The organism is Streptomyces sp. NBC_00328 (assembly GCF_036139655.1).
In the GTDB taxonomy this organism is placed as follows: domain Bacteria; phylum Actinomycetota; class Actinomycetes; order Streptomycetales; family Streptomycetaceae; genus Streptomyces.
In genome coordinates this window covers 5,768,854-5,794,999 of record NZ_CP108013.1, presented here as the reverse complement: position 1 = coordinate 5,794,999, position 26,146 = coordinate 5,768,854, and the positions used below count along the sequence as shown (strand labels likewise).

Genomic DNA, 26,146 nt, shown 5'->3' with positions numbered 1-26,146 from the left:
GATGCGCCATGTTCGACGATCTGTACGGACGGGAGTCTAGGGCCTGCTAAAGAAAGCGTAAGCAGCCCGTCACACCTCGACCATCCCTCGACCACCGGGGACGCGTTCACGTCTCACGGTGTGAACGTGTCCCGGGAGTACCTCGGCGTCACGTCCGGCCATCGCCCCCCGGGCGGGGTGGGTTATCGCCGTCACCCCCGGGGGGGTGGGGTTATCCCCAGTGCATCGCGGCGGCCCACCTCATGGCGCGGCGGCGCGCCGCCGGGCAGGCTAGCGGATATGACCGAACGCATCCCGCCCGCCGATCCGTCGGACGCCCCGTCCGACGGTGACAGGCCGCCCGCCGTACGTATCGCCCTGGACCCGTGGACCTGGAAGGAGATCTCCCACCTTCTGGCGAATCTGCCGGCCTCGATCATCGGGTTCGTGTACGTGGTGACGATGATCGCCACGGGCGCGGGGCTCGCCGTGACCGTCGTCGGACTGCCCCTGCTCGCGGCCGGGCTGCGCGGTTCGCGGCAGCTGGGCAAGCTGGAGCGGGCGCGGGCGCGGCGGCTGCTGGGGCTGCGGATCGACGAACCGAGCCCGTTGCCGGTGCGTCGGACCGGCTTCTTCGGCTGGCTGTGGTCGAGCCTGAAGGACCCGGTGGGCTGGCGGGCGGTGCTGTACGGCCTCATACGGCTGCCCTGGGGCATCGTCACCTTCACGGTGACGCTCGTGTCGCTGTTCGTGCTGTGGCCGGTGCTCCCGTTCATCGCGCGCGGGCTGACGAACGCCGACCGGGCGATGGTGCGCGGGCTGCTGTCGCCCTCCGACGAGTTGGAGCGGCGCATCGCCGAACTGGAGTCGGACCGCGGGGTGGTGGTCGACACGGCCGCCGCCGACCTGCGCCGTATCGAGCGCGATCTGCACGACGGGGCGCAGGCCCGGCTCGTCAACCTCGCGATGGGGCTCGGCCTGGCGAAGGAGAAGCTCCTGGAGGACCCCGACGCGGCGGCGTCGATGGTGGACGAGGCGCACGGCGAGGTGAAGCTCGCCCTTCAGGAACTGCGTGATCTGGCCCGTGGCATCCACCCGGCGGTCCTGACCGACCGGGGTCTGGACGCCGCCCTGTCCTCGATCGCCTCGCGGTGCACCGTGCCCGTGAAGGTGAGCACCGAGCTGGAGACGCGGCCGGCCGCCGCCATCGAGGGCATCGCGTACTTCACCGTCTCGGAACTGCTCCAGAACGTCAGCAAGCACAGCGGGGCGAGGTCCGCGTCGGTCGACCTCTGGCGGTCGGACGACCGTCTGCTCATCCAGGTCCGGGACGACGGCCGCGGCGGGGCCGGCGTCGACGGCGGTACGGGCATGGCGGGGCTCGCGGACCGGCTCGGCGCGGTGGACGGACTGTTCATCGTCGACTCACCGGTGGGCGGCCCGACGGTCATCACGGCCGAACTGCCGTGGCGGAACCGTCAGAACGAGCCCGCGTAGCCCACGGCCGGTCCGCCGAGGTAGGGAAAACCCCCCGTTCAAGACGCCGATCCGCCGCATGTCCCGCGGACCTGCCAGGCGGCACGCTTGGAGGAGAGAAAGCAGCCGACGCGCGGACCGAGGCGCGCGCGGAACGCGACGAGGCACAGGACGAGACGAGAGAACGGACGAACCGATGGCCACGGAGTACGGACACGGATACGGGCACCGCGGCGGGTCCGGATTCGACGAGACGGGCGGCGCCGGGCGGCGGCACCGTCTCCCGGCCCCGCTGCGGGCGCCGTTCGAGGCCCGCAGCCTGCGCGAGTTCGGCTACGTGCTGCTGGGCCTGCCGCTCGGGATCCTCATGTTCACGTTCGCCGTCACGATGGTCTCGCTCGGCGCGGGCCTGCTGGTCACCTTCCTGGGCGTTCCGGTGCTCGCGGCCGCGCTGGCCGGCTGCCGCGGTCTCGGCTCGCTGGAGCGGGCGCGGGCGCGCGGGCTGCTCGGTGTCGAGGTGGCCGAGCCCGAGCCGCTGAGGACGAAGAAGCAGGGGGCGATGGCGTGGATGGGCGCCCTGCTCAAGAGCGGCACGTCGTGGCGGCACCTGCTGTACGCGGTGGTCCAGTTCCCGTGGTCGGTGTTCTCCTTCGTCGTCGCGGTGAACTTCTGGGTGTACGGGTGGGCGCTGCTGACGTATCCGCTGTGGTTCTGGGTCTTCCCGATGTACGGCGGCCAGGACGGACTCCAGCTGTACGGCGACAACACGCACTCGGTCTATCTGGACAACCCGTTCGAGATCGCGGTGACCGCCCTGGTCGGACTGCTCTTCACGATGGCGACCCCGTGGATCGTGCGGGCGCTGACGAGCGTGGACGGGCTGATGGTGCGCGGGCTGCTCGGCCCCTCGCGGCTGGCCACGCGCGTGGTGGAGCTGGAGTCCGACCGCGGGGTCGTGGTCGACACGGCCGCCGCCGACCTGCGCCGTATCGAGCGCGATCTGCACGACGGGGCGCAGGCCCGGCTCGTCGCCCTGGCGATGGACCTGGGGCTCGCCAAGGAGAAACTGGCCGAGGACCCCGAGGCCGCGGCGCGGATGGTGGACGAGGCGCACGGCGAGGTCAAGACGGCGTTGCAGGAGCTGCGGGATCTCGCGCGCGGTATCCATCCGGCGGTGCTGACCGACCGCGGGCTCGACGCCGCGCTGTCCGCGGTCGCCTCGCGGTGCACGGTGCCGGTGCGGGTGGAAGTGGATCTGGCGGCGCGGCCGGCGCCCGCGATCGAGGGGATCGCCTACTTCACCGTCTCCGAACTGCTCCAGAACATCAGCAAGCACTCCCGTGCGACGCGGGCGACCGTGGATGTGTGGCGGGTGGAGAACCGGCTGATGATCCAGGTCGGCGACAACGGGGTCGGCGGGGCCGCCGTCACCCAGGGGTCGGGCCTGGCCGGGCTCACGGAACGGCTCGACGCGGTGGACGGGATCCTGGTGGTGGACTCGCCGCCGGCCGGGCCCACCCTGATCACGGCGGAGCTGCCCTGGCGGGGCTGAGACTCCCGGCCGCACTCACGCGGGGACCCCGGTGCACACCACCGGGGTCCCCGGCTGTGTCGGGGCGGGAGCCGGGAACGGCCGGGTACTCACCGGGCAGCAGGCCCGCGTACCCGTCGGGGGTAGGGGGCGTGAGCGCCGGGCCCGCGTACCCACCGGGCAGGGGGCGTGAAGCACCGGGCCCGCGCACCCACCGGGGCAGGGGGCGTGAAGCACCGGGCCGCGTACCCCGCCGGAGGCGGGGGCGTGAAACCGGGGCCCGCGTACCCCACCGGGGTAGCCGCCCTCGCCGCCCCGGCCCCCTCTTCACGTCGCCCGGGCGCATCCGGGTCCGAATGCTGGAATGCTGGGGTCTGTCGTACGAGCGGGCACGAACCCGGTGGAGCCGGGGGCGGCCGGGGGCGGGCTCTGGGGGGCCGAGGAATCGTGGAGGACAGGGTGCGAGTCGTCATCGCCGAGGATTCAGTGCTGCTCAGGGAGGGCCTGACCCGGTTGCTGACCGACCGTGGGCATGATGTCGTGGCAGGGGTCGGGGACGGCGACGCGCTGATCAAGACCATCACCGAGTTCGCGGCGCAGGACGCGCTGCCGGACGTCGTCGTCGCGGACGTACGGATGCCGCCGACGCACACCGACGAAGGCGTGCGGGCGGCCGTGCAGCTGCGCAAGGCACACCCGGGACTCGGTGTGCTCGTGCTGTCACAGTACGTGGAGGAGCGGTACGCCACCGAACTGCTGGCCGGTTCGAGCCGCGGCGTGGGCTACCTGCTCAAGGACCGGGTGGCCGAGGTGCGCGAGTTCGTGGACGCGGTGGTGCGGGTGGCCCAGGGGGGTACCGCGCTCGACCCGGAGGTGGTGGCGCAGCTGCTGGGCCGCAGTCGCAAGCAGGACGTGCTGGCCGGGCTGACCCCGAGGGAGCGCGAGGTCCTCGGGCTCATGGCCGAGGGCCGGACGAACTCCGCCGTCGCCCGTCAGCTGGTGGTCAGCGACGGCGCCGTCGAGAAGCACGTCAGCAACATCTTCCAGAAACTCGGCTTGTCACAAAGCGACGGGGATCATCGGCGTGTTCTGGCCGTCCTCACGTACCTGAACTCGTGACGGACTGACAATCTGTCAGTTGCCGAGCAGAACCAAAGGATGAGCGAGGAACGTCGTACGAGGAAGGGGCCGGGGGCGGGAAAAATCGTGACACGTCAGGATGTCAGGACGTCTCAAAGCAACGTCCACGATGCGAATGGCCCAAGGAAGGCGACCCTTACCGACGTAGGGTTGGAAATGGAAGGGTCTGAGGGAAGGCCACTCCCGGACAGCCGCCTCAAAGGAGGTCCAGTTCAGTGACGAGCAAGGTCAGCAGCCCAACGGAACAGGCCGACGAAGCCGTCGTAGGAGAACAGCGCAAACCGCCGGGGGCGAAGGACGTCCGTCGGCTCGACCGGGTCATCATCCGGTTCGCGGGGGACTCCGGTGACGGTATGCAGCTCACCGGCGACCGCTTCACCTCGGAGACTGCCTCCTTCGGCAACGACCTCTCGACCCTGCCGAACTTCCCTGCCGAGATCCGCGCGCCCGCAGGCACACTGCCGGGCGTTTCGTCTTTCCAACTGCATTTCGCCGACCACGACATCCTCACGCCGGGCGACGCGCCCAACGTCCTCGTGGCCATGAACCCGGCCGCCCTGAAGGCGAACATCGCCGACGTGCCGCGCGGCGCCGAGATCATCGTCAACACGGACGAGTTCACCAAACGGGCGATGCAGAAGGTCGGCTACGCGTCCAGCCCGCTGGAGGACGGCTCGCTGGACGGCTACAACGTCCATCCCGTCCCGCTCACGACGATGACCGTCGAGGCGCTGAAGGAGTTCGAGCTCACCCGCAAGGAGGCCGAGCGCTCCAAGAACATGTTCGCGCTGGGCCTGTTGTCGTGGATGTACCATCGGCCCACCGAAGGAACCGAGAAGTTCCTTCGGACCAAGTTCGCCAAGAAGCCCGAGATCGCGGCCGCCAACCTCGCGGCGTTCCGGGCCGGCTGGAACTTCGGCGAGACGACCGAGGACTTCGCCGTCTCCTACGAGGTCGCGCCGGCGTCGAAGACCTTCCCGACCGGCACCTACCGGAACATCTCCGGGAACCTCGCCCTGTCGTACGGCCTGATCGCCGCCTCCCGGCAGGCCGATCTGCCGCTCTACCTGGGCTCCTACCCCATCACCCCGGCCTCGGACATCCTGCATGAGCTGAGTAAGCACAAGAACTTCGGAGTGCGCACCTTCCAGGCCGAGGACGAGATCGCGGGCATCGGCGCGGCACTCGGCGCGGCGTTCGGCGGTTCGCTCGCGGTGACGACGACCTCCGGCCCCGGCGTGGCGCTGAAGTCGGAGACGATCGGGCTCGCCGTCTCCCTCGAACTGCCCCTGCTCGTCATCGACATCCAGCGCGGCGGGCCCTCGACCGGCCTGCCCACCAAGACCGAGCAGGCCGACCTGCTCCAGGCCATGTACGGGCGCAACGGCGAGGCCCCGGTGCCGATCGTCGCACCGCGGACCCCGGCCGACTGCTTCGACGCGGCGATGGAGGCGGCCCGGATCGCGCTGACGTACCGGACGCCCGTCCTGCTGCTGTCGGACGGCTACCTGGCCAACGGCTCCGAGCCGTGGCGCGTCCCGGACACCGACGAACTCCCGGACCTGCGCGTGCAGTTCGCCCAGGGTCCCAATCACACGCTGGACGACGGCACCGAGGTCTTCTGGCCGTACAAGCGCGACCCCGGGACCCTCGCCCGCCCCTGGGCCGTCCCCGGAACACCCGGCCTGGAGCACCGTATCGGCGGTATCGAGAAGCAGGACGGCAGCGGCAACATCTCGTACGACCCCGCCAACCACGACTTCATGGTCCGCACCCGGCAGGCCAAGACCGACGGCATCGACGTCCCGGACCTCGAGGTCGACGACCCCGCCGCGGGCACCGGCAACGCGGCCGACACCCTTGTCCTCGGCTGGGGTTCGACGTACGGGCCGATCACCGCCGCGGTCCGCCGGCTGCGCACCGCCGGGGAGCACATCGCGCAGGCCCATCTGCGTCACCTCAACCCCTTCCCGCGGAATCTGGGCGCGGTGCTGAGGCGTTACGACAAGGTGGTGATCCCCGAGATGAACCTCGGTCAGCTCGCCACCCTCGTCCGGGCCAGGTATCTGGTGGACGCGCACTCGTACAACCAGGTCAACGGCATGCCCTTCAAGGCTGAGCAGCTCGCCACAGCTCTCAAGGAGGCCATCGATGGCTGACACGTCAACGGAAGGCCCGGGCACGATCGAGGCGCTTTCTCTCGTCCCCAAGGCCGAGGCCAGGCAGTCCATGAAGGACTTCAAGTCCGATCAGGAAGTGCGCTGGTGCCCCGGCTGCGGTGACTACGCGATCCTCGCCGCCGTGCAGGGCTTCATGCCCGAACTCGGCCTGGCGAAGGAGAACATCGTCTTCGTCTCGGGCATCGGCTGCTCGTCCCGCTTCCCGTACTACATGAACACCTACGGGATGCACTCCATCCACGGCCGCGCCCCGGCCATCGCGACCGGGCTCGCCTCCTCCCGCCGCGACCTGTCCGTCTGGGTCGTCACCGGCGACGGCGACGCCCTGTCCATCGGCGGCAACCACCTGATCCACGCCCTGCGCCGCAACGTGAACCTGAAGATCCTGCTCTTCAACAACCGGATCTACGGTCTCACCAAGGGCCAGTACTCCCCGACCTCCGAGGTCGGAAAGATCACCAAGTCGACGCCGATGGGTTCCCTGGACGCCCCGTTCAACCCGGTGTCCCTGGCGATCGGCGCGGAGGCGTCCTTCGTGGCCCGGACCGTGGACTCGGACCGCAAGCACCTCACCGACGTGCTGCGGCAGGCCGCCGCCCACCCCGGCACGGCCCTGGTGGAGATCTACCAGAACTGCAACATCTTCAACGACGGCGCGTTCGAGGTCCTCAAGGACAGACAGCAGGCCGAGGAAGCAGTCATCCGCCTGGAGCACGGACAGCCCATCCGCTTCGGCGCCGACGGCTCCCGCGGTGTGGTCCGCGACCCGCGTACCGGCGACCTCCAGGTCGTCACCGTGACCCCCGACAACGCCTCGCAGGTCCTCGTCCACGACGCGCACACCGCGTCCCCGACCACCGCGTTCGCGCTGTCGCGTCTCGCCGACCCCGACACCCTGCACCACACGCCCATCGGGGTGTTCCGCTCGGTCGACCGGCCGGTCTACGACACGCAGATGGCCGACCAGCTCGACGCCGCCATCGAGCAGAACGGCAAGGGCGACCTCGCGGCGCTCCTCGCCGGCGGCGACACCTGGACGGTCGTCGGCTGAACCCGTCCGCAGGCGGTTCTCAGGAGGCCCGGGGCCCGAGTCCCCGGGCCTCGTCGTACGCGCCGCGGGCCCGCTCGACATCGGCCATGCGCTCGTTGGTCCACAGCGCCAGCGACCGCACCTGCTCGGCGGCCTCGCGGCCCAGGTCGGTCAGGGAGTAGTCGACGCGCGGCGGAATGACCGGCTTGGCGTCGCGGTGGACGAGCCCGTCGCGCTCCAGGGTCTGCAGGGTCTGGGTGAGCATCTTCTCGCTGACCCCTTTCCCGACCCTGCCGATCGCCCGGCGCAGCTCGCTGAAGCGGTACGAACGCTCCAGGAGCTCGATCAGGACGAGGACGCCCCAGCGGCTGGTGACGTGTTCCAGGACCAGGCGGTAGGGGCACATCGCCTCGCCGGCGTCGTACCCGTCCGCTGCCTTGACGCTGCTTACGGCCATGCCAAAACCTTACTTCAGGGCGGGTACATTACGTCGAAGTACGTACCTTACTTCAAGGTGGGTACTTTCCAGCAGTTAGTGCAGCTCCTAGAGTGAGTGACATCCGCACCCCCACAAGGAGATGTACGCCATGAGCATCGTCGTCACCGGAGCCACCGGACACCTCGGCCGTCACGTGGTCGAGCAGCTGCTGGAGAAGGTCCCCGCCGAGGAGATCACCGCCGTCGTGCGGGACGAGTCCAGGGCCGCCGACCTCGCGGCCCGCGGCGTACGGCTCGCGGTCGCCGACTACAACACGCCCACGACCTTCGACGGCCTGTTCGCGAGCGGTGACAAGGTGCTGCTGATCTCGGGCAACGAGTTCGACAAGGGCCGCGTCGGGCAGCATCAGGTCGTCATCGACGCGGCCAAGGCGGCGGGTGTCTCCCTCCTCGCCTACACCAGCGCCCCCGGGAGCCTGACGGCCGCGCTGGCCGACGACCACCGAGCCACCGAGGACGTCCTGCTCGCCTCCGGACTGCCCTACACACTGCTGCGCAACGGCTGGTACCACGAGAACTACACCGAGAACCTCGCCCCGGTGCTCGCGCACGACGCCGTCGTCCAGGCCGCCGGCGAGGGCCGGATCGCCTCCGCCGCGCGCGCCGACTACGCGGCCGCCGCGGTCGCGGTGCTGACCGGCGAGGGGCACGAGAACAAGACGTACGAGCTGAGCGGCGACGAGGCGTGGGGCTTCGCCGAGTACGCCGCCGAGCTGAGCCGGCAGACCGGCAAGGAGATCACCTACAACCAGGTCTCCCCCGAGACCTTCGCCTCCATCCTGACCGGCGCCGGGCTGCCCGAGGCCTTCGCCGGGATCCTCGCGGGTGTCGACGTCTCCATCGGGAAGGGCGAGCTGGCCGCCACCACCGGCGACCTGTCCCGGCTCACGGGCCGCCCGACCACGCCGATCAGCGAGTCCGTCGCGGCGGCGCTGAAGGGCTGAGGTCCCGGCGGGCTCCGGGCGCCCGTCCCGCGCATCCCGCCTGTCATGACCGTATGGCGATACGGGCATGACAGGCGGGGGCGTGCGGCGCTACCTTCTTTCACGCTGCACGGAAGTTCCCCGACCGCACGGGAGCTCCGGAGCGCGGGACGCCACAGGCGTCCGAGACCGTGGGAGAAGGAGACGCCGGTGGCCGGGATGTCGAGGGGCGAGCAGCGCATAGGTCTGCTGAACGGCTTCGCGGCGTACGGGATGTGGGGGCTCGTCCCCCTCTTCTGGCCGCTGCTGAAGCCCGCCGGAGCGATCGAGATCCTCGCCCACCGGATGGTGTGGTCGCTGGCGGTGGTCGGGGTCCTGCTGCTGGTGACACGGCGCTGGGCCTGGGCGGGCGAACTGCTGCGGCAGCCGCGCAAGCTGGCGCTGATCACGGTCGCGGCGGCGGTCATCACCGTCAACTGGGGCGTCTACATCTGGGCGGTCAACTCCGGGCACGTGGTCGAGGCCTCGCTGGGCTACTTCATCAACCCCCTGGTCACCATCGCGATGGGCGTGCTGCTCCTCAAGGAGCGGCTGCGGCCGGTGCAATGGGCCGCCGTGGGCGTCGGCGCCGCGGCCGTCCTCGTCCTGACGATCGGCTACGGCCGGCCGCCGTGGATCTCCCTCTGTCTCGCCTTCTCCTTCGCCACCTACGGCCTGGTGAAGAAGAAGGTCAACCTCGGCGGCCTCGAATCGCTCGCCGCCGAGAGCACGATCCAGTTCCTGCCGGCGCTGGCGTATCTGCTGTGGCTGGGCTCGCGGGGCGACGCCACGTTCACCGCGCAGGGACCGGGGCACGCCGCGCTGCTCGCGGCGACCGGTGTGGTCACCGCGATCCCCCTGATCTGCTTCGGTGCCGCCGCGATCCGCGTGCCGCTGTCCACCCTGGGCCTGCTCCAGTACATGGCGCCCGTGTTCCAGTTCCTCCTCGGCATCTTCTACTTCCACGAGGCCATGCCGGCCGAGCGGTGGGCCGGGTTCGCGCTGGTGTGGCTCGCGCTGTCGCTCCTGACGTTCGACGCGCTGCGCGCCGCGCGTCGGGGGGTGCGCGCCCTGCGGGAAGCGGCCCGCGCGGACTCGGCGGCGACGGCCGCCGCGGGTACCGCCGCCGGCACCGGGGCGGTTGCCGTGGGTACCGCCGCCGAGATCGCGGAGGTCGCCGCTGTCGCCGCGGGTACGGCGCCCGAGGCCGCGGGAATCGCCGCCGACATCGCCGGATCCGCCGGTCAGGCCGGTACACGCGGCACCTCGTGACGAAAGGGCGGCCGTGGCCGCCCGTAGTCACGGCCGCGCCCGGGGCGAACCGGCGGGGCCCTCCCCCGTACGACATGAGGGCGGGCCCGGCGCGTGACCTTGCCCGCCCGCCGGACACCCACTATGAGTGGCTCCATGACGCCGACTCCCGTGCCCGCGCCCGCACCCGTCCACTGGAAACTCGTCATCGACTCCGCGGATCCGCACGCGCAGGCCGACTTCTGGTCCGCCGCGCTCGGGTACACGGTCGAGGACAACAGCGCCTTCATCGAGCGGCTGCTGAGCCTCGGCGCGCTGCCGGCCGAGGCCACCGTCGACTTCCACGGCCGCCCGGCCTTCCGGGACCTGATCGCCGTACGGCATCCCGATGACCCGTACGACGAGGAACGCGGTACCGGTCTCGGGCGGCGCCTGCTGTTCCAGCGGGTCCCCGAACCCAAGACGCAGAAGAACCGGCTCCACCTCGACCTGCATCCCGGCGACGGGCGCCGCGCCGCCGAGGTCGAGCGTCTGACGTCGCTGGGCGCCGGCGTCCTGCGAGAGGTGAAGGAACCCGCGGGCGAGTGGGTCGTGATGACGGACCCCGAGGGCAACGAGTTCTGCGTCAACTGAGGCCGGGGCGACGGCTCCGCCCCGGCCGCTCAGCTCCTCACTCACCGTGGGCGCGAGGCGCCCTGGCGTACGGGTTGTCCGCGGCGAGACGGGCTCGTTCCGCGAGGCGGACCATGCGGGTGCGGGCCGATTCGAGCTGTTCGAGGTCGTCGGCGGCGGGGCCGTCGTCGGCCGCGAGCTCGGTCCACAGTCCGATCAGGTCCCGCCCGAGGTGCAGGCCCTGGAGGGGATCGCGGACGGCGCGCCACGCGGCTGCCGCGCTCTGGACGTTGCCGTAGGCGGCCCCGGAGTCCCGGTGACGTCGGCGGACCCTCGCGAGATCCAGCGACAGATGGAACGACCTGAGCGCGTCACCGGCCAGGTAGGCGATGTACGCGGTCAGTTCGCGCAGCTTCAGCACCTCGGGGTGCTCCTGGCCCAGCGACTGCGCCGCCTCCGCGACGGCGCGCTCGGCCATGCCCGCGGCGGCCTCGATACGGCCCATCTTCACGGCCTCGTTGATCCGGGCGACGGGCTCGGCGAGGAACGCCGACGCGGCGTCCCGTTCCGCGGCCGGATCCTGCGGACTCGGCGCGAGCACCGCCTCGGCCACGGCGTCGAAGCCGCGGGCGGGGGTCGGCTTCGGGTCCGGTTCCGGCTCCGGGCCGAGCAGCGACAGGGCCTCCATCGCGGAAACGGGCTTCCGTTCCGGAGCCGCCGCCTTCGGCTCGGGGGCGCGCACCGGCTCCGGGGCCGGGGCCTCCGGGGCCGGGCCGGTCACCGGGGCCGGGCCGAACTCCCCCGTCGGAGCGGGCACCGCGGAGGCCGCCGACTCCGGCACCGCCCGCAGGACACGCGTCGACGCGGCCCCGGGCAGCGGCTTCGGTTCCGGTACCGCCCGCAGTGCGAAGGTGGACGGCGTGGGAGTACCGGGCACGGCGGGGTCGGCCGCGGGCACCTGGTCGGGGCCCGGGGCAGGAGCGACGGCACCACCGTTCGCCGGGCCGGCCCCCGTGCCGGCGCCCCTGGCGGGATCCACGGTGCCGACCGGATCGGCCATCGCCGCGGGGGCGGGGGCGGGGGCGGGCACGGGCATCGGCGCGGGCATCGGCGCGGGCGCAGTTTCCGGGGATACCGGCTGCACGGACTGCGGCTGCGGCTGCGGCTGCGGCTGCGGCTGCGGCTGCGGCTGCGGCTGCGGCACGAACTCGGCGGTCACGGCCGGCTCCTGCCTGCGCACCGGCGCGGGACGCGGCTCCGCGACGAACTCCGGGCGCACCGACGGCTCGGGCGCGGACGGTGCCATGGGCGGGTACTCGGGTGCGGGCGCGGGCACCGCCTCGGGCGTCGTGGCCGGGGCAGACGGTGTCCCGGTCTCCGGTCCCGGGAGCGGGTGCGCATGTGGTTCCGGCACCGCGCGCAGGAGGAACGTCGCCTTGTCCCGGCGCGGAACGGCCGGTGCCTCCGGGACCTCCGAAGCCTCCGGAGCGTGTACGGGTGGCTCGGCGGACAGCGGGACGGGCGGAAGCGGCGGAGCCGGCGCCTCCGGACGTCGCTGGGCGGGCGGCTCCGAGCGCTGTTCCCGAACCGGTGGCTGCGGGCGCCGCTCATGGGGCCGGGGCTCGGTGAAGGTGCGGGTCGGGGGGTGCGGGTGGCCCTCGGCCGGGGCGTGGCGGTGTTCCTGGGGCGGAAGGAGCGGGCGCCCCTCGGGCCGAGGCTCGCGCGCCTGCGCGGGAGGCGCGGGAGGTGCCACCCGTACCGGCTCCGCCGTATAGCGGCTGGAACCGTCGACGTGCACCTGGAGCGGTACGACGAAGCCGATGCGTTCGTCGTGGATGCTGGCCAGCACCGGGTGGCCGGTGGCGAGGGCGAGGCGGTGCAGGTAGTTCAGGATCGCGCCCTGGACCGTCTCGCCGGGCGCGGCCACGACCGGCATCCCGCCGACCGTGGCACAGCCCCGCACCCCGGCGGACCCAGGGGCCACCGCGGCGTCCGCGGACGCCGGTACGTGCACCTCGATCGGCGTCATCCCGGCGGTCGGCTGCCCCCCGGCACCGGCCGCCGAGCGCTGCCGCTTGAGTTCCCGCTTCTGTTCGCGGCTGAGTCGAGACATCGGTTCCCTCACGAAGGGGTGGTCGAGGACGGGTTCGAGGACATCATCGAGGCCGGGGGCGAGGCCGGCGTCGAGGACGGGGAGGCTGACGGCGGGGGAGGCGGGTCCGCCGCTTCCACAGTCATCACCTCGGCGATGTGCCACGGACGGCCGGCACCCGCCCGGGTGAGTTCGAGGTAGACGTTCGCGCGCGGCCCCGTGCTCGTCCAGCCGTCGCGGCCGTGGGCCGTGCCCTCCACGAAGAGAGCGCGGTAGGCCAGGACGGACGTGTCGGCGGGACCGTCGGCGTCGTCGTCCGCGGTCACGTCCACCGTGATCCAGGCCCGGTGGCCGGCCCAGGTGTTCCACTCGGCGCCCGCCCCGCTCGCGGGGTGGTACGACCGCTCGGCTGCGGCCTTGGACGCGGTGAACCAGCGCGCGGAACGCAGCACGGCGTCGTGGGGACCGTAGTCGTACTTCGTGTCATAGCCGTACGCCACCTCCGTCCACGCCTCCGATACTGCCGTCGCGTCCGTCCCGTCGACACCCGACGGGCTCGGCACGTGTGCGTCCGTGCCCAGCGGCCTGCCCGGCGGGAGGGACGCCTTCGGTGCCACGGACGGCACCACGGAGGGCGACGAACCCGGCACGCCCACGTCATCACGATGGTCCCGCAGGCCACAGCCCGTCAACGCCAGGACCCCGGCCACGGACACGACCGCCAGCGCGGCGAACGTCCCGCGTGCCCCCGTACGGACCATTGCGCCCGTCCGTGTCGTCCTCATACTCGCCTCCCTCCTCACTTCAGCCCCAGCCAGGGTGCCGGATCCACGTACGTGCCGTTCTGCTGGACCTCGAAGTGCGCGTGCGGCCCTGTCGAGAGACCGGTGGAGCCCACCTCGCCCACCTTCTGGCCGACCCTCACGTGCTGGCCGACGCGCACGCTGAGGCTCCGCATGTGGTTGTAGGTCGTCGAGATGCGGTCGCCGTTGATGGTGCCGTGCGAGATGACCACGCGGTAGCCGTAACCGTTGGACCAGCCCGCGAACGTGACCGTGCCGTCCCGGGCCGCCTTGAACGTCGTACCCAGCGGCGCCGCGAAGTCGATGCCGGTGTGCAGCTTGTAGACGTGCTTGATCGGGTGGAAGCGCATGCCGAACGGCGAGGTCACGCGCGGATGGCCGGAGAGCGGCATCGCCAGTTCCTGGCCGGCGGGAATCGTGCCCGGCGGATCGTCCACCGACTCGTACTTGGGTATCAGGGACTTGATGCGGGCGACGTAGTTCCGGGTCTCGGTGTACGGCGGCATGCCGTGGTACTGGTGCACCGCGCCGGGGCCCGCGTTGTACGCCGCGAGCGCGAGGTCGAGGGTCTCGCCGCTCGCCTCGCCGCGGTTCTTGTATCTCTCGACCGTCTTGGCGAGGGCGCAGTCGTAGCGGCCCTGGGCCATGATCGCGTCACCGGGATCGTACGGAGAGGCCCGGCCGTTGCCGTCGTCGTCCTCGCCCCAGCTCGGCCAGGTCCCCGGCATGAACTGCGACAGGCCCTCGGCACCCACGGGGGAACGGGCGTTGGGGTTCCAGCCCGACTCCGCCTCGATCTGCGCGGCGATGACCGCCGGCTTGATGACGTCGCACATGGCACCCGCCTTGAGCACCCAGGGAACGTAACTCGCGGGCACCGCACCGTCTTTCAGCCCCCCGCCCGCGCCATACCCCGGATCCTCCTCGCTCGACGCCCCGCTCACCGCGACCATCATGACCACCGGCATGAGCACGGCGGCCAGGCAGCCGCCCACCACCCAGGTCATGGTGGATCCGCCCCCGTTGGACATCGGCCCCCCTCAGCCTCATGTTCCGGTCGTGTACATGCTGTCGAGTCTCTCGGTTCCCACCCGATTCCCGCGTCACCACGGCGTCACAGACTCGTCCCAGGAACTCACGCCCCGTTACCCAACTCGCCCGGGCGCCGGGAGGATCGGTGCACCGACGACGAAAGAGAGCACCCATGCAGGGGATCGAGGGGGTGGCGATGCGGGCGAACGAGGGGGTGGCCGTGCGCGGGAGCGAAGGAGTGCCGCCGCGCGGGAGCGACGGCGCGATGCCGTACGGGAACGGGCCGGGCGGGCCCGGGATATGGATACGCGGGGCGGTCGGAGAACCGGAACAGCCGCCGCAGCAGTACGAGGAGGACCACCTGCTCGTCGCACGCGCACGGCAGTTCTCCTGGGTCGCCACGCACGGCGGAGCCGGTTCCTCCACGCTCGCCACCGTCTTCGGCGGCCATGACGCGGGCCGCGACTGGCCCCGGCCGGACCGGGACGAGCCGGCCTCGGTCCTGCTCGTCGGCCGTACGCACGCGGCGGGCCTGGACGCCGTGTCGCACACCCTCGACATCTTCCGCCGGGGCGACGCGCCGCCGGGACTCGATCTCGACGCCATCGTCCTGGTCGCCGACGCGCCCGGGCGGCTGCCGCGTCAACTCACCCAGCGCGTCAAGGTGATCAGCTCGGTCATCGACGTCTACCGGGTGCCGTGGATGCCGGCGTGGCGCACCGGAGACCTCACCGGACCGCTGCCCCGTGAGGCGGCCTCGCTGGCCCGGCTGACGGGAAGGACCGCGCCATGACCGCCCTGCATGCGCTCGCCGCCACCCAGCTGGCCGTGAACTCGAAGGTCACCGATGAGCTCGACAAGGTTCTCGGCTACATCGCCTGGCTCGTGACCGCCGCCGGTGTGGCGGGGCTGATGATCGTGGGCTCCCGGATGGCTCTGTCCGTCAAGACCGGCGAGTTCGAGGAGCACTTGAGCCAGTTCCTGATGGTGCTGGGCGCCTGTGTCATCGGCGCCACGGCGGGACCGATCGTCGGTTTCGTGCTCTGAGCCGTCCGCCGCCCGGCGGAGGCGACCCGCCGCACGGCGGACGCCGCCCGGCGGAGACCATCCACGTCCGGCCGACGCCATCCACCTTCCCGCGGACACCATCCACCGTCCGGCATGCGCCATCCGCCTTCCCGCGGACACCACCCACCCCCGGCGGACGCCGTCTGCCGTCTGCCAGATACCGGATACCGTCCGACGCTCGCGCGCGTCGCGGAGGTCCTCCGAGGCGCCATCGCATCTGATGGCGCCTCAGTTTTTCTCGCGCCTCCCACCTCGTCCTTCATGACGGTCTCTTCCCGTCTGTCACGGACACGTCACCGACAGGTGCTGGATTCCCACATCGCTTGGCCCCGGCCCATAGAAGTCGCCAAGCTCACTGTGCACCGGGAACCCAGGGCGTCCCACGGATCTTCACCGCCCTCAAGTACCGCTCACGGCAAGCACGTACCGCTCGTACCGAGCAAGTGCCGCTAAGACCCGGCCAGTTCCGCACCGTCCAGGACGCGTGCGCGGGCGGCCGGCCACATCGGGGAGAGACCATGTTCAAGGCGATAGCAGCCCAGGCCCACCGTGCCGTCTATCTGGCGGACGGGAAGATCCCCAGCCCCAACCGCGACGCGCCGAACGAACTGACCGGCAAGGTCGACACCGTCCTCGGCATCCTCGCCTGGGCCGGCACCGCGGCGGGCGTCGCGGGTGTGCTCATCACCGGCGCCATGATGGCGATCTCGATGCGCCGCGGCGAGGGATCCGAGCACATGGGCCGCCTCGGCATGGTGCTCGGCGGCTGTGTCCTGGTGGCCACCGCGGGCCCCGTCGTCACCTTCGTCTTCGCCTGACCGACGCCTCGTCAGAGCCTGAGCGAAGGGAGCGCAACCATGCTGAACTCCGGTCGGCCCCAAGGGGGCAGCGGGGAGTGGGAGCAGCCGTTCTGGCAGCAGCGGAGCTGGGTCCTGTCGGCCGGGTTCCTGCTGGTGCTGCTCGTGCTCGCCGGTGCCACGATGCTCAGCGGAGGCAACGGGACACCGGCCGACGCGTCGGGCGGCGGCAAGCCGGCCCCCTCCGCGGACGCGGACCGGGACCGCGGCGGGCGGGCGGACGCCCGCCCCGCCGGCTGCCGCACCGACGACAGCGACCAGGCCAAGCCCACCCGGGCCCCGAAGGACTTCAAGTGGAAGGCCGACGGGACGGGTCTGGTGCCGGTCTCGGGAACGGTGGGCCCTCTCACGTTCGACGGACCGGTCTGGTCCTGCTTCGCCCACACGCCGATGGGCTCCGTCATGGCCGCCCACACCATCACCGACCATCTGAGCTTCTCGGGCTGGCGCGAGGTCGTCGACCGGCAGGTCGTCCCCGGCGCGGGCCGCGACGCCCTCGTCGCGAGCCGTGCCGCGGCGGGCGACAGGCCGGCCTCGGGCGAGGCCGACGGCGGCGGCTACGCCGGCTTCACCGTCCTGTCGTACGACAAGGAGAAGTCGACCGTGATGTTCGTGGTGCGGGTCCCCGGCAAGGGCTCCTACGGCACCGCGTCGGTGACGCTGCGCTGGCTGGACGGCGACTGGAAGCTCTCGCCGGACGCCGACGGGACCGTCTATTCGGGCATGTCGCAGATCAGCGGCACCAAGGGCTTCGTCACCTGGGAGGCGTGAGATGGCTTGTTCCTGGCGGATCTACGACTGTGTGATCGACGAGGTCGGTTCGCAGTTCACCGACGGTGCCGTCGTCGCCTTCGCCAAGGCGATCGGCGACGCGACCGCGGAAACGCTCAAGGCGCTCAACGGCGTGTGGCTGAACGTCGACGGGGGAGACACCACCGGGCCCATCGCCAAGATCGAAGCGGAGGTGGACTGGATCGTCGGCTACGTGGCCGTGGCCTCGCTGCTGGTCGCGGCGATCCGCATGGCGCTGGAGCGCAAGGGCCAGCCGATGAAGCAGGCGTTCATGGGGATGTGGAAGGTCATCCTCGTCGGAGCGGTCGCGGTGACGGTGGTCCAGGCACTCACCCGTGCCTCCGACCTGTACGCGCAGGACGTGTACAACAAGGCCGCTCTCGGCGACAAGGCGAAGACGATGCTCGGTGTGCTGGCCCTCGACCAGCCGGGCCTCATCCTCGTCTTCGGCCTGCTGGTGATGCTGTCGTGCTTCGTGCAGATCTGCCTGATGTACATCCGCATCGGCGTCATGATCACACTCGTCGGCACACTGCCGCTGGCCGCGGCCTCCTCGATGACCGGGTGGGGCGAGGGCTGGTGGAAGAAGCACATCGGCTGGCTCGCGGCCTGGCTGCTGTACAAACCGGCGGCCGCGCTGATCATCTACTCGGCCACGTCGATGACCGACGATACCGAGAACCTCAGCGGTACCAAGAAGCTCGACCAGACCATCGCCGGCCTCGGCATGCTGATCCTGGCGGTGTTCGCCCTGCCGGCCCTGCTCAAGCTGATCGTTCCGGCGACCGCGGCCCTGGGCGGCACCTCGGGCGGCACGGTCACCGTGAACGCGGTCAACAACGTCGCCACCGGCGCCGTCAGCATCGCCGCGGGCAGTGCCGGAGGCGGTGGCGGGGGCGGGGGCGGTCCGCAGGGCTCGCCGTCAGCGGGCGCCGGAGCTCCGGCGGGCGGAGGCGCGGCGGCGGGCGGTGCGGCCGCCGCGGGCGCGGGCGCGGCCACGGGCGGCACCACCCTCGCCGTACAGGCCCTGGCGGTCGCCGCGCAGACCGGTGTCGCGGCGGCGAGCGAGGTGGCCAACTCCCTGAACGACAACGACGGGATGAAGGGCCACAACCAGTAGGCGGCCACGAGGCCGCGGAACTCCCCCAGTCACGTATCCAGCGCTTCGAGCCGGAAGAAGGAACCCCATGTCCACCGACGCCATGACGCGTCCCACGTACGGGAACTGGCGCAGGCCCCGCCGTCCCGGACTCGGTCCGCTGGGTCTGCTCGGCACCGTCGTCGCCTTCGGCGGACTGCTGGTGGCGCTGCTGGCTTCGCTGGTCTCGCTGAGTGCCGCGATCGTCGTCCTCGTACCGGTCGGGCTCTTCCTCGCCCCGCTGGCGCTGCGCACGGTCGACGGCCGCAACGTCTACCAGGTCCTCGCGATCCGGATCGGCTGGGCGCGGCGCAAGTCGGCCGGTTCGCACACCTATCTCTCGGGGCCGCTGTCCAAGCGCCCCGGCGGCCGCTACCAGCCGCCCGGACTGCTGGCGCGCACCCGGATGCACGAGGGCCGCGACGCCTACAACCGTTCCTTCGGCGTGCTGCACCACCCGGGCCGCGGCCTGTACACGGTGGTGCTGGCCTGTGAACCGGACGGCGGCTCGCTGGTCGACCCCTCCCAGGTCGACATCTGGGTGGCCTCCTGGGGCGACTGGCTCGCGCGGCTCTCGCACGAGCCGGGCCTGCGCGGCGCCCAGGTGGTCGTGGAGACCGCCCCGGACACCGGGACCCGGCTCGCGGCCGAGGTGCTCCCCCGGATCTCCCCGGACGCGCCGGCCGCCGCGCGCGCCGTGATGGAGGAGGTCGTCGAGCGCTATCCGTCGGCGTCCTCCGAGATGCACACGTACATCGCCCTGACCTACGGCCCGACGGGCGGCCCCAGGCGGAGCACGGACGACATCGTCACCGATCTGTCGATGCGGCTGCCCGGACTGCTGTCCGGACTGGTCGCGGCGGGCGGCGGCAGCGCCTACCCGATGCCCGCCGACCGGCTCGCCGAGATCGTCCGGGTGGCGTACGACCCCGCCATCGCCCCCGATGTGCTCAGCGCCCGCGCCGAGCACGCCACGACCGGAGTGGAGTGGGGAGACGCGGGCCCGGCCGCGGCCGTGGAGACCGTCACCTCCTACAAACACGACTCGGGTGTCTCGCGCTCCTGGATGCTGACGCTCGCGCCCCGCGGCACGGTCCGCTCCAGCGTGCTGCGCGGGCTCCTCGAACCGGCCCCGGGCACCCGGCGCAAGCGGGTCTCCCTGATCTACCGGCCGATCGACCCGGCCACCTCCGCCCGCATCGTCGAGTCCGACCGGCGCACCGCGCACTTCATGGCGGGCTCGCGGCGCGGTCTCGTGCAGGCGCGGGCCAGTTCGGAGATGCAGGCCGCCGAGCAGACCGCGGCCGAGGAGGCGGCGGGCGCGGGGCTCGTGGAGTTCTCGCTGATGGTGACGGTCACCGTGGACGACGAGGAGCAGTTGCAGGACGCGGGCATCACCGTGCGCAACCTCCAGGCCTCGTCCCGCATCCTGATGCGCCCCGCCGACCGTATGCAGGCCGCGGCCTTCACCTGCACGCTGCCGGTCGGCCTGCTCCCGTGGGAGCACACCCTCGTTCCGTACCAGATCAGGGAGGCACTGTGAGCAGGCGGCAGGCACAGGGGACACGGGGCGCCCCGGCGACACCGGGCGTCCTGGGAGCACCGGCCACCGCGCCGCCCCGCGGCTGGTACGGCCCCGCGGGCGGCCAGGTCGGGCATGTCGACCCGCCCGCGCTGTGGCGCGCGACCACCGTGCAGGCGTGCGGGCTGTGGCCGTTCGCGGCCGGCTCCGGCGCGCCGATGACCGGGGTTCCGCTCGGACAGCATCTGCACACCGGGGCGACGGTGTGCGGCGACCCCATCTCCTGGTTCACCCGGGCCCGTTACATCTCCAACCCGTCGCTGTTCATGCTGGGGATGCCGGGCCTCGGCAAGTCGACCCTGGTCAACCGCATGCTGATCGGCATGTCCGCCACGGGCATCACGCCTCTGGTCCTCGGCGACCTGAAGCCCGACTACGCCGACACCGTACGGGCGCTGGGCGGCCAGGTGATCTCCATCGGACGCGGGGTCGGCGGCATCAACGTCCTCGACCCGGGCGCGATGGGCGAGGCGGCGGCCCGGATCGGCGGCGAGCGCGGCCGGATCCTGGCCGCGGAGGCGCACGGCCGGGTCCTGAACATGGTCGCGGCGCTGATCACCATCGTGCGCGGGCGTCCGATGGACGACCACGAGCAGTCGGTGCTGTCGGCCTGTCTGCACCATCTCGCGGAGCGTACGAAGCCGGGGCGGCCGCCGCTCCTGCCGGATCTGCTGAAAGTGCTGGACGAGGGGCCGGACCGGGTCCGCGCGGTGACGCTGGACCGCGGGAACGTGGCCCGCTACCAGGAGGCCGTGGACCCGCTGCACCGCTCGCTCCTCGGTGTGCTCGACGGCCCGCTCGGCGACACCTTCGCCACCGAGACGTCCACCCGGATCAACCCGTCGTCGCCGGCGGTCTGCGTGGACATCTCCCGGATCGGCGAGGCGGACACCCAGCTGACGGCCGCGGCGATGCTCGCGGCCTGGTCGGACGGGCTCGGCACGGTGGCAGCCGCGCACGCGCTCGCGGACGCCGGACTCGCCCCGCAGCGCTGGTTCTTCACCGTCCTCGACGAACTGTGGCGCCCCCTGCGGGCGGCCTCCGGCATCGTGGAACGGATCGACGCGCTGACCCGGCTGAACCGCTCGCTCGGCCTCGGCGACGCGAAGATCACCCACACGCTGAAGGACGCCGAGGCCCTCGGCAGCGAGTCCGACCGGGCGAAGGCGCGGGGCTTCGTGGAGCGGGCGGGCATGGTCGTCTGCGCCGGTCTTCCGCGGTCGGAGATGCGGGAACTCGGCCAGATCGTCGGCATGTCCGAACGCGAGATCGAACTCGTGTCCTCGTGGTCGTCCCCGCCCGGCTGGGCCAGCACCGGCGGCAACGAGGAGCCGCCGGGACGCGGACGCTTCCTGATCAAGGTCGGCGGCCGTCCCGGCATCCCGATCAAGGTGTCGATCACCGACACCGAACGCGCGCTGCACAACACGAACACCCGCTGGTCGGAGGCGGGCAAGCCGTCCCTGCACAAGAATCCCGGCCCGGGCTCCAGCCCGTCCGGGACTTGAGGGCGGAGGGGAAATTCCAGCCCGTCCAGCGTTCGAGGACCCGCGCGGAGCGCGGCGGGGGCCGGGGGCGCCCCCGGGTAGGGGACGGGTAGGGGCGGCGGGGGCGAGAGACATCCAACGGGGGGAGCAGAGATGAGCAGCACACGCAGGACAGGACCCGGAGCCGGGGAGGACCTCCTCCCCTGGATCGTGCCGGGGGCCGCGTTCCTCATCGGCACCGTGTTCCTGGGGGCATGGCTGGGCGGAACACTGGGCGCGGCGGTGAGCGGCGCCGGCTGGCATCCGCCACCGTTCGCCCTGTCCACCCTCTCGACCCTGGTGAAGGACGGCCCCGGCCCGCTGTGGCCGACGGCCTCGCCCACCGCGCTCGCCGCGGGCATGGCCACGGTCTTCGGAGCCGTCGTGGCGGCGATCACCGTCCTGATCGCGCTCGTACGACGCCGGCTGACCGCGCCCACCGGTCTCGCGGGCCGCAAGGAACTGGCCGGTCTCCTGCCCAAGGGCGCCGCGCGGCGGGCCCGCGAGCTCCGGCCGGGACTGGCCAAGCTGGGCAAGGTCACCGCGGACGACACCGGGAACCTGATCGGCGACCTGGAACCCCGCGGCCCGGAGCTGCGCTCCAGTTACGAGGACGTCGAGCTCGATCTGATGGCGCCCCGCGCGGGCAAGTCCACCGGCATCGCGGTCCCGCGCGTCCTGCGGGCCCGCGGCAGTGTGCTGGTGACGTCGAACAAGGCCGACGTGTACAGCGTGACGCGGGCGGAACGCGAACGGGTGGGCCGGGTCTGGACGTTCGACCCCCAGGGCATCGCCCACACCCCGCGCGGCCTGTGGTGGGACATGCTCGCGGAGGCGGCCACGATCGAGGGCGCCCGCAGGCTGGCCGGGCACTTCGTCGGCGCGGTCAACGACGACGCGTCCCGTCGCGACTTCTGGATCTCGGCCGCCCAGAACACCCTCACCGCCCTGTTCCACGCGGCCCACCGTGGCGGGCGGCCGATCGGCGAGGTACTCGCCTGGCTGGCCGACCCGGCCGACCGCACCCCGGTCGACCTGCTGCGCGACGCCGGGATGACGGCACTCGCCGACCAGTTGCAGGGCACCGTGCTGGGCGCGGTGGAGACCCGGGACGGCATCTACGAGACCAGCCGCCAGTGCGTGGCCTGTCTGCTCGACCCCGCGATCGCCGCGTGGGTGACCCCGGACCCCGCACTGCCGCAGTTCTTCCCCGGCCGCCATGTGCTCTCCGCCGACACGCTCTACCTGCTCTCCAAGGACGGCGGCGGTTCGGCCGCCGGGGTCATCGCCGCGGCCGCGGACTCCGTACTGCGCGCCGGAGTCGTCGCCGCCGAACGGATGGGCGGACGCCTCGAACCGCCTATGACGGCGGTACTCGACGAGGCGGCGAACGTCTGCCGGATCTCCGATCTCCCCGACCTGTACTCGCACTTCGGCTCACGCGGTATCAACATCGTGACCCTGCTCCAGAGTTACCGGCAGGGCTCACGGGTCTGGGGCGAGGCGGGCATGGACGCGCTCTGGTCGGCCGCGACCGTCAAACTGCTCGGCGCGGGTCTGGACGACGCCGACTTCGTGGAGAAGATCTCCCGGCTGGTCGGTGAGCACGACGTGTCGACGGTCAGCTGGTCCAGGAGCAGGGACGGGCGGTCCCGGTCGACGTCGTACCGCCTGGAGCGCATCCTGCCCGCCGACCGCATCCGCGCGCTGCCCAAGGGCACCGCCCTGCTCCTGGCCACCGGCATCAGACCCGCCCTGGTCCGGCTCCGCCCCTGGTACGCCGAACCGGGCGCCGACCGCATCGCGACGGCGGCCCAGGCGGAGGTGCGGGCCATCACCGCCCGCGCGGCCGAGAGGATCACGACCCGATGAGATCTGCCGCCCCAGCGGTCCCCGGCGGCCGAGGCCCGATGACGTCCGCCGCCGCAAGGAAGTGTTCTCGATGACGACCGTCCCGGCCGAGCAGCAGCCCGCCGACGCCCCGCCGTTCATCCTCTTCCTCGACGGACCCGAGTACGCCGAGGAGATGAGCCGGCTGGCCGTCTGGGTGAGCGACCTGCTCCTTCCCGTCTACGGCCGCGAGGTCACCTCGCAGCAGCCCTGGTGCCCCCGCTGGTGGGAGCACCCGGAGGCGGTCGCCCGGCTGCACGGACTGTGGCTGGCCTGGCAGGAGCACACCGACCCGGCGGCGGGCGCGTCCGGGCCCGCCGTATGGCACCGGGACCACCTCGGCGCCGTACTGTCCGAACTGCGCTCTCCCAGCGGCCCGTTCGCGGGCTGCAAAGGCGGAAGCCACCGCCCGAAGACGCCGCCCGCGGCCGAGTCGTACGAGGATGCTGTCGCCGCGTCCCGGCAGATCGACCCGGATCCGTACGAGACCAGTCTCTGGTAGACGAGGAATACCCCGCCATGAACGAAACCCCCGCACCCGGCACGTCCGCCGCCGACTCGGCTCCCTCCCTGCGCGCCTACCTCGGCCTCTACGCCGCCGGATTCGTGGAGCGCGAGCAGATGATCACGACCGTCGCCGCCTGGCCCTTCGAGACCGAGGAGGGTCTGGACGAGGGCCACCCCGAGCCGACCCACCAGGACAACACGCTCTCCGTGCTCGCCGCGGCGCGCCTGCTCGGGCAGGTGACCCGCGAGGACGTGGAGGAGATCCAGCGCAGGATCGACAGCCGGCCGGACGGCCCGGCGGACGGGGTCGAGCGGCGGCCATGACCACGGGCGAAAGGCCGGAGGCGGGTCTCAGACCCGAATACCGGGCGCTGTACAGGGAGTTGCAGACCCGGATGTCACCGGGCGGCGATCTCGCGCCGGGCGGCACGGACACGTTCGGACAGTTCCGGCGCGGTGCGCTGTGGACTCCGGAACGCGAGCGGATGCACTCCGCGATCCTGGAGGAGTTCACGGCGCGCTGCGCGGGCCTGCCGCGCGACGGCCATGCCGCCCTGCTCACCGCCGGGGCGCCCGGCGCCGGGAAGGGCGGCGCGCTGCGCGGGCTCGGCGAATGGCAGGGGCGCGACGACGAACTGGGGCGGGCTCTGAAGCGGGCGCACGGCATCGACGTGCGCGACTACGTGGTCCTGGACCCGGACGCCTTCAAGGTGGCGATCTTCGAGCACGGAGGATCGCCCCATCTGCCCCCACACGCAAGCGAGTTGTCCGACGGGCGACCGGTAGCGCCTTCCGAGACGGCCTCGCTCACCCACCGCGAGTCGGCGTTCCTCCAGGACGTCTTCGAGCAGTGGGCCCGCGCCGGGGGCTACAACCTCCTCTACGACGCGACCCTGCGCGACCAGCGCTGGAACGAGAAGCTCCTCGGCGATCTGCGCGCCGACGGCTACGACCGGCGCGTCCTGCTCTCGGTCGAGGTCCCCGTCGAGCAGTGCCTCGCCCAGAACGCCGGCCGCTGGCAGCACGGCCGCACGGAATTCGACGCGGGCCGGGACCGGTACGGCGGGCGTATGGCCCCCGAGGTCATGATCGAGGACCTGTACGCGCGGAGCACCTCGGGGCGTGGGTTCTCCGTCGGCCGCGAGAACGCGGAGAAGCTGGTGGAGGGAGGGCTGGCCACCGCGCTGATCACCTCGGAGCGGGGTGTGTTCGCCGCCGGGCGGCCCACGGGCGCGGCCCCGGTGTCCGGGCTCGGCGCCTCGCCCGCCCGCCAACAGGGAGATGCCACGATCCGGGTCGCCACCGCGGCACGTCTGCGGTCCGGCGCCGGAAGCACCGCCCCGGCGGCCGGACGGACACCGGGTGCGCCGGGCACGCCGGGCGCCGCGGCTCCGGCCGCTTCCGCCGTACCGCGCGCCGCGCCCCGGCCCCCGCGAACGCCATGAGCGCCGTGAGCCCCGCGAACGTCGTGAGCGCCGTGCGCCCGGTGTGCGCCGGGAGCGCTGTCGAGGGGCTAGGCGCCCGGCTGCGGGCCGACGTGGTCGACGCTCTCCAGGATGCGGCGCTTGCGGGCGATGTTCTCCAGGAGTGCGGCCCGCTCGAAGCGGTGCGGGGTCCTGTCGTACACCTCGCGGCCGCGCTCCGAGGTGAACAGCTCCTCCGGAACGCCGTCGGCGCCCAGCGGAAGGAACTTGAGGACTTCCTCGACCGCCGCGAGCGCGAACGCGGAGCCCTCGCGCTGCTGACGGCGCTCGGCGGGCGGGGTGTGCAGCAGCCTCAGTCCCGTGTCCGTGGCGACCTGGTCGCTGACCCACAGGAACTCCCCGGGGTCGATGATCCGCGAGGGCTCGGACCCGCCGAACGCCGGTGGCGCGGGCGGGAGTTCGTCGGTGAGCCGAAAGGCGAAGGAACGGGCGCGGCCGCACTGGGGGCAGACGCCCTCGTACACCGCGACCAGGCCACCGTCACGCTCGTCGAGACGGTGCTCGCGCTCGAAGCTCTCCGCCCCGCACGCGCACGCGTGCAGGTCCATGTAGAGGTGTGCTTCCTGCGTCGAACGGGCGATCAGCATGCCGAGATCTTACGTGCCACGAGGCCGTTCAAGGGGGAAAGTGCCAGTGGACCAGGAACCGCTCGACCGCGGGAACGCCGGCCGTTCCGACCGGGCGGACGCCCGGCGCGATGCCCGGGGGAATCGTCG

The 26,146-nt window shown here is 72.1% G+C and carries 24 protein-coding genes; 19 read left to right on the top strand and 5 right to left on the bottom strand.

What is annotated here, in order from left to right; genetic code table 11:
• Positions 1–279 precede the first annotated feature (279 nt).
• The 5 genes from OG485_RS25435 (at position 280) to OG485_RS25415 (ending at position 7,357) form a co-directional block, all read left to right on the top strand.
• Positions 280–1,476 carry a sensor histidine kinase gene (locus tag OG485_RS25435; protein WP_328670858.1) on the top strand — a complete coding sequence of 399 codons (1,197 nt, stop codon included), beginning with the start codon at positions 280–282 and terminating at the stop codon, positions 1,474–1,476.
• A 175-nt stretch (positions 1,477–1,651) separates the two neighbouring features.
• Positions 1,652–3,007, top strand: coding sequence for a sensor histidine kinase (locus OG485_RS25430; protein WP_328670857.1), 1,356 nt, complete (start codon positions 1,652–1,654; stop codon positions 3,005–3,007).
• Between the two features lie 438 nt (positions 3,008–3,445).
• On the top strand, positions 3,446–4,105 hold the full coding sequence (locus OG485_RS25425) for a response regulator transcription factor (RefSeq protein ID WP_276313648.1): 660 nt from the start codon (positions 3,446–3,448) through the stop codon (positions 4,103–4,105).
• 236 nt (positions 4,106–4,341) lie between these two features.
• A complete protein-coding gene (locus OG485_RS25420; protein WP_328670856.1) occupies positions 4,342–6,285 on the top strand; it encodes a 2-oxoacid:acceptor oxidoreductase subunit alpha in 1,944 nt (647 codons plus the stop codon).
• Positions 6,278–7,357, top strand: coding sequence for a 2-oxoacid:ferredoxin oxidoreductase subunit beta (locus OG485_RS25415; RefSeq protein ID WP_328670855.1), 1,080 nt, complete (start codon positions 6,278–6,280; stop codon positions 7,355–7,357). Before OG485_RS25420 ends, OG485_RS25415 begins: the two co-directional genes overlap by 8 nt.
• Before the next feature lie 19 nt (positions 7,358–7,376).
• Here the strand turns inward: OG485_RS25415 and OG485_RS25410 are convergent, their stop codons facing one another.
• Positions 7,377–7,793 (bottom strand): winged helix-turn-helix transcriptional regulator, encoded by a 417-nt coding sequence (locus OG485_RS25410; protein WP_328670854.1) that lies wholly within the window; start codon positions 7,791–7,793, stop codon positions 7,377–7,379.
• A gap of 130 nt (positions 7,794–7,923) precedes the next feature.
• On the opposite strand from OG485_RS25410, the gene OG485_RS25405 reads away from it, so the two are divergent.
• The 3 genes from OG485_RS25405 to OG485_RS25395 all read left to right on the top strand — a co-directional run bounded on the left by OG485_RS25405 (position 7,924) and on the right by OG485_RS25395 (position 10,680).
• Entirely contained in the window at positions 7,924–8,778 is an 855-nt protein-coding gene (locus tag OG485_RS25405; protein ID WP_328670853.1) for an SDR family oxidoreductase, read from the top strand.
• A 189-nt stretch (positions 8,779–8,967) separates the two neighbouring features.
• Complete coding sequence (gene rarD / locus OG485_RS25400) at positions 8,968–10,068, top strand: EamA family transporter RarD (RefSeq protein ID WP_328670852.1); 1,101 nt, start codon at positions 8,968–8,970, stop codon at positions 10,066–10,068.
• A gap of 135 nt (positions 10,069–10,203) precedes the next feature.
• Positions 10,204–10,680 (top strand): VOC family protein, encoded by a 477-nt coding sequence (locus OG485_RS25395; RefSeq protein ID WP_328670851.1) that lies wholly within the window; start codon positions 10,204–10,206, stop codon positions 10,678–10,680.
• A 37-nt stretch (positions 10,681–10,717) separates the two neighbouring features.
• Here the strand turns inward: OG485_RS25395 and OG485_RS25390 are convergent, their stop codons facing one another.
• The 3 genes from OG485_RS25390 to OG485_RS25380 are packed head-to-tail and all read right to left on the bottom strand — an operon-like array spanning position 10,718 to position 14,585.
• Entirely contained in the window at positions 10,718–12,772 is a 2,055-nt protein-coding gene (locus OG485_RS25390; protein WP_328670850.1) for a hypothetical protein, read from the bottom strand.
• 8 nt (positions 12,773–12,780) lie between these two features.
• Positions 12,781–13,536 (bottom strand): hypothetical protein, encoded by a 756-nt coding sequence (locus tag OG485_RS25385; RefSeq protein ID WP_328670849.1) that lies wholly within the window; start codon positions 13,534–13,536, stop codon positions 12,781–12,783.
• 14 nt (positions 13,537–13,550) lie between these two features.
• Positions 13,551–14,585, bottom strand: coding sequence for a peptidoglycan DD-metalloendopeptidase family protein (locus OG485_RS25380; RefSeq protein ID WP_328670848.1), 1,035 nt, complete (start codon positions 14,583–14,585; stop codon positions 13,551–13,553).
• Positions 14,586–14,851: 266 nt separating this feature from the next.
• Between OG485_RS25380 and OG485_RS25375 the strand changes: the two genes are divergently transcribed.
• From OG485_RS25375 to OG485_RS25325, 11 genes are all read left to right on the top strand, one after another.
• On the top strand, positions 14,852–15,379 hold the full coding sequence (locus OG485_RS25375; protein ID WP_328674622.1) for a DUF6668 family protein: 528 nt from the start codon (positions 14,852–14,854) through the stop codon (positions 15,377–15,379).
• Complete coding sequence (locus tag OG485_RS25370) at positions 15,376–15,633, top strand: hypothetical protein (protein WP_328670847.1); 258 nt, start codon at positions 15,376–15,378, stop codon at positions 15,631–15,633. Before OG485_RS25375 ends, OG485_RS25370 begins: the two co-directional genes overlap by 4 nt.
• 539 nt (positions 15,634–16,172) lie before the next feature.
• Positions 16,173–16,472: a hypothetical protein gene (locus tag OG485_RS25365; RefSeq protein WP_103548357.1), complete on the top strand. Its 300-nt coding sequence runs from the start codon at positions 16,173–16,175 to the stop codon at positions 16,470–16,472.
• 39 nt (positions 16,473–16,511) lie between these two features.
• A complete protein-coding gene (locus OG485_RS25360) occupies positions 16,512–17,282 on the top strand; it encodes a hypothetical protein (protein ID WP_328670846.1) in 771 nt (256 codons plus the stop codon).
• 1 nt (position 17,283) lies between these two features.
• On the top strand, positions 17,284–18,423 hold the full coding sequence (locus tag OG485_RS25355) for a hypothetical protein (protein ID WP_328670845.1): 1,140 nt from the start codon (positions 17,284–17,286) through the stop codon (positions 18,421–18,423).
• 67 nt (positions 18,424–18,490) lie between these two features.
• Positions 18,491–19,984, top strand: a complete 1,494-nt coding sequence (locus OG485_RS25350) for an SCO6880 family protein (protein ID WP_328670844.1) — start codon at positions 18,491–18,493, stop codon at positions 19,982–19,984.
• Between the two features lie 50 nt (positions 19,985–20,034).
• A complete protein-coding gene (locus OG485_RS25345) occupies positions 20,035–21,531 on the top strand; it encodes an ATP/GTP-binding protein (protein ID WP_328674621.1) in 1,497 nt (498 codons plus the stop codon).
• 132 nt (positions 21,532–21,663) lie between these two features.
• Positions 21,664–23,421 carry a type IV secretory system conjugative DNA transfer family protein gene (locus tag OG485_RS25340; protein WP_328670843.1) on the top strand — a complete coding sequence of 586 codons (1,758 nt, stop codon included), beginning with the start codon at positions 21,664–21,666 and terminating at the stop codon, positions 23,419–23,421.
• Between the two features lie 70 nt (positions 23,422–23,491).
• A complete protein-coding gene (locus OG485_RS25335) occupies positions 23,492–23,941 on the top strand; it encodes a DUF4913 domain-containing protein (protein ID WP_328670842.1) in 450 nt (149 codons plus the stop codon).
• 17 nt (positions 23,942–23,958) lie between these two features.
• A complete protein-coding gene (locus tag OG485_RS25330) occupies positions 23,959–24,270 on the top strand; it encodes a hypothetical protein (RefSeq protein ID WP_328670841.1) in 312 nt (103 codons plus the stop codon).
• On the top strand, positions 24,267–25,391 hold the full coding sequence (locus tag OG485_RS25325; RefSeq protein WP_328670840.1) for a zeta toxin family protein: 1,125 nt from the start codon (positions 24,267–24,269) through the stop codon (positions 25,389–25,391). The genes OG485_RS25330 and OG485_RS25325 overlap by 4 nt, the downstream gene beginning before the upstream one ends.
• A 68-nt stretch (positions 25,392–25,459) precedes the next feature.
• Here the strand turns inward: OG485_RS25325 and OG485_RS25320 are convergent, their stop codons facing one another.
• Positions 25,460–26,017 carry a hypothetical protein gene (locus OG485_RS25320; RefSeq protein WP_328670839.1) on the bottom strand — a complete coding sequence of 186 codons (558 nt, stop codon included), beginning with the start codon at positions 26,015–26,017 and terminating at the stop codon, positions 25,460–25,462.
• Between the last annotated feature and the right edge of the window lie 129 nt (positions 26,018–26,146).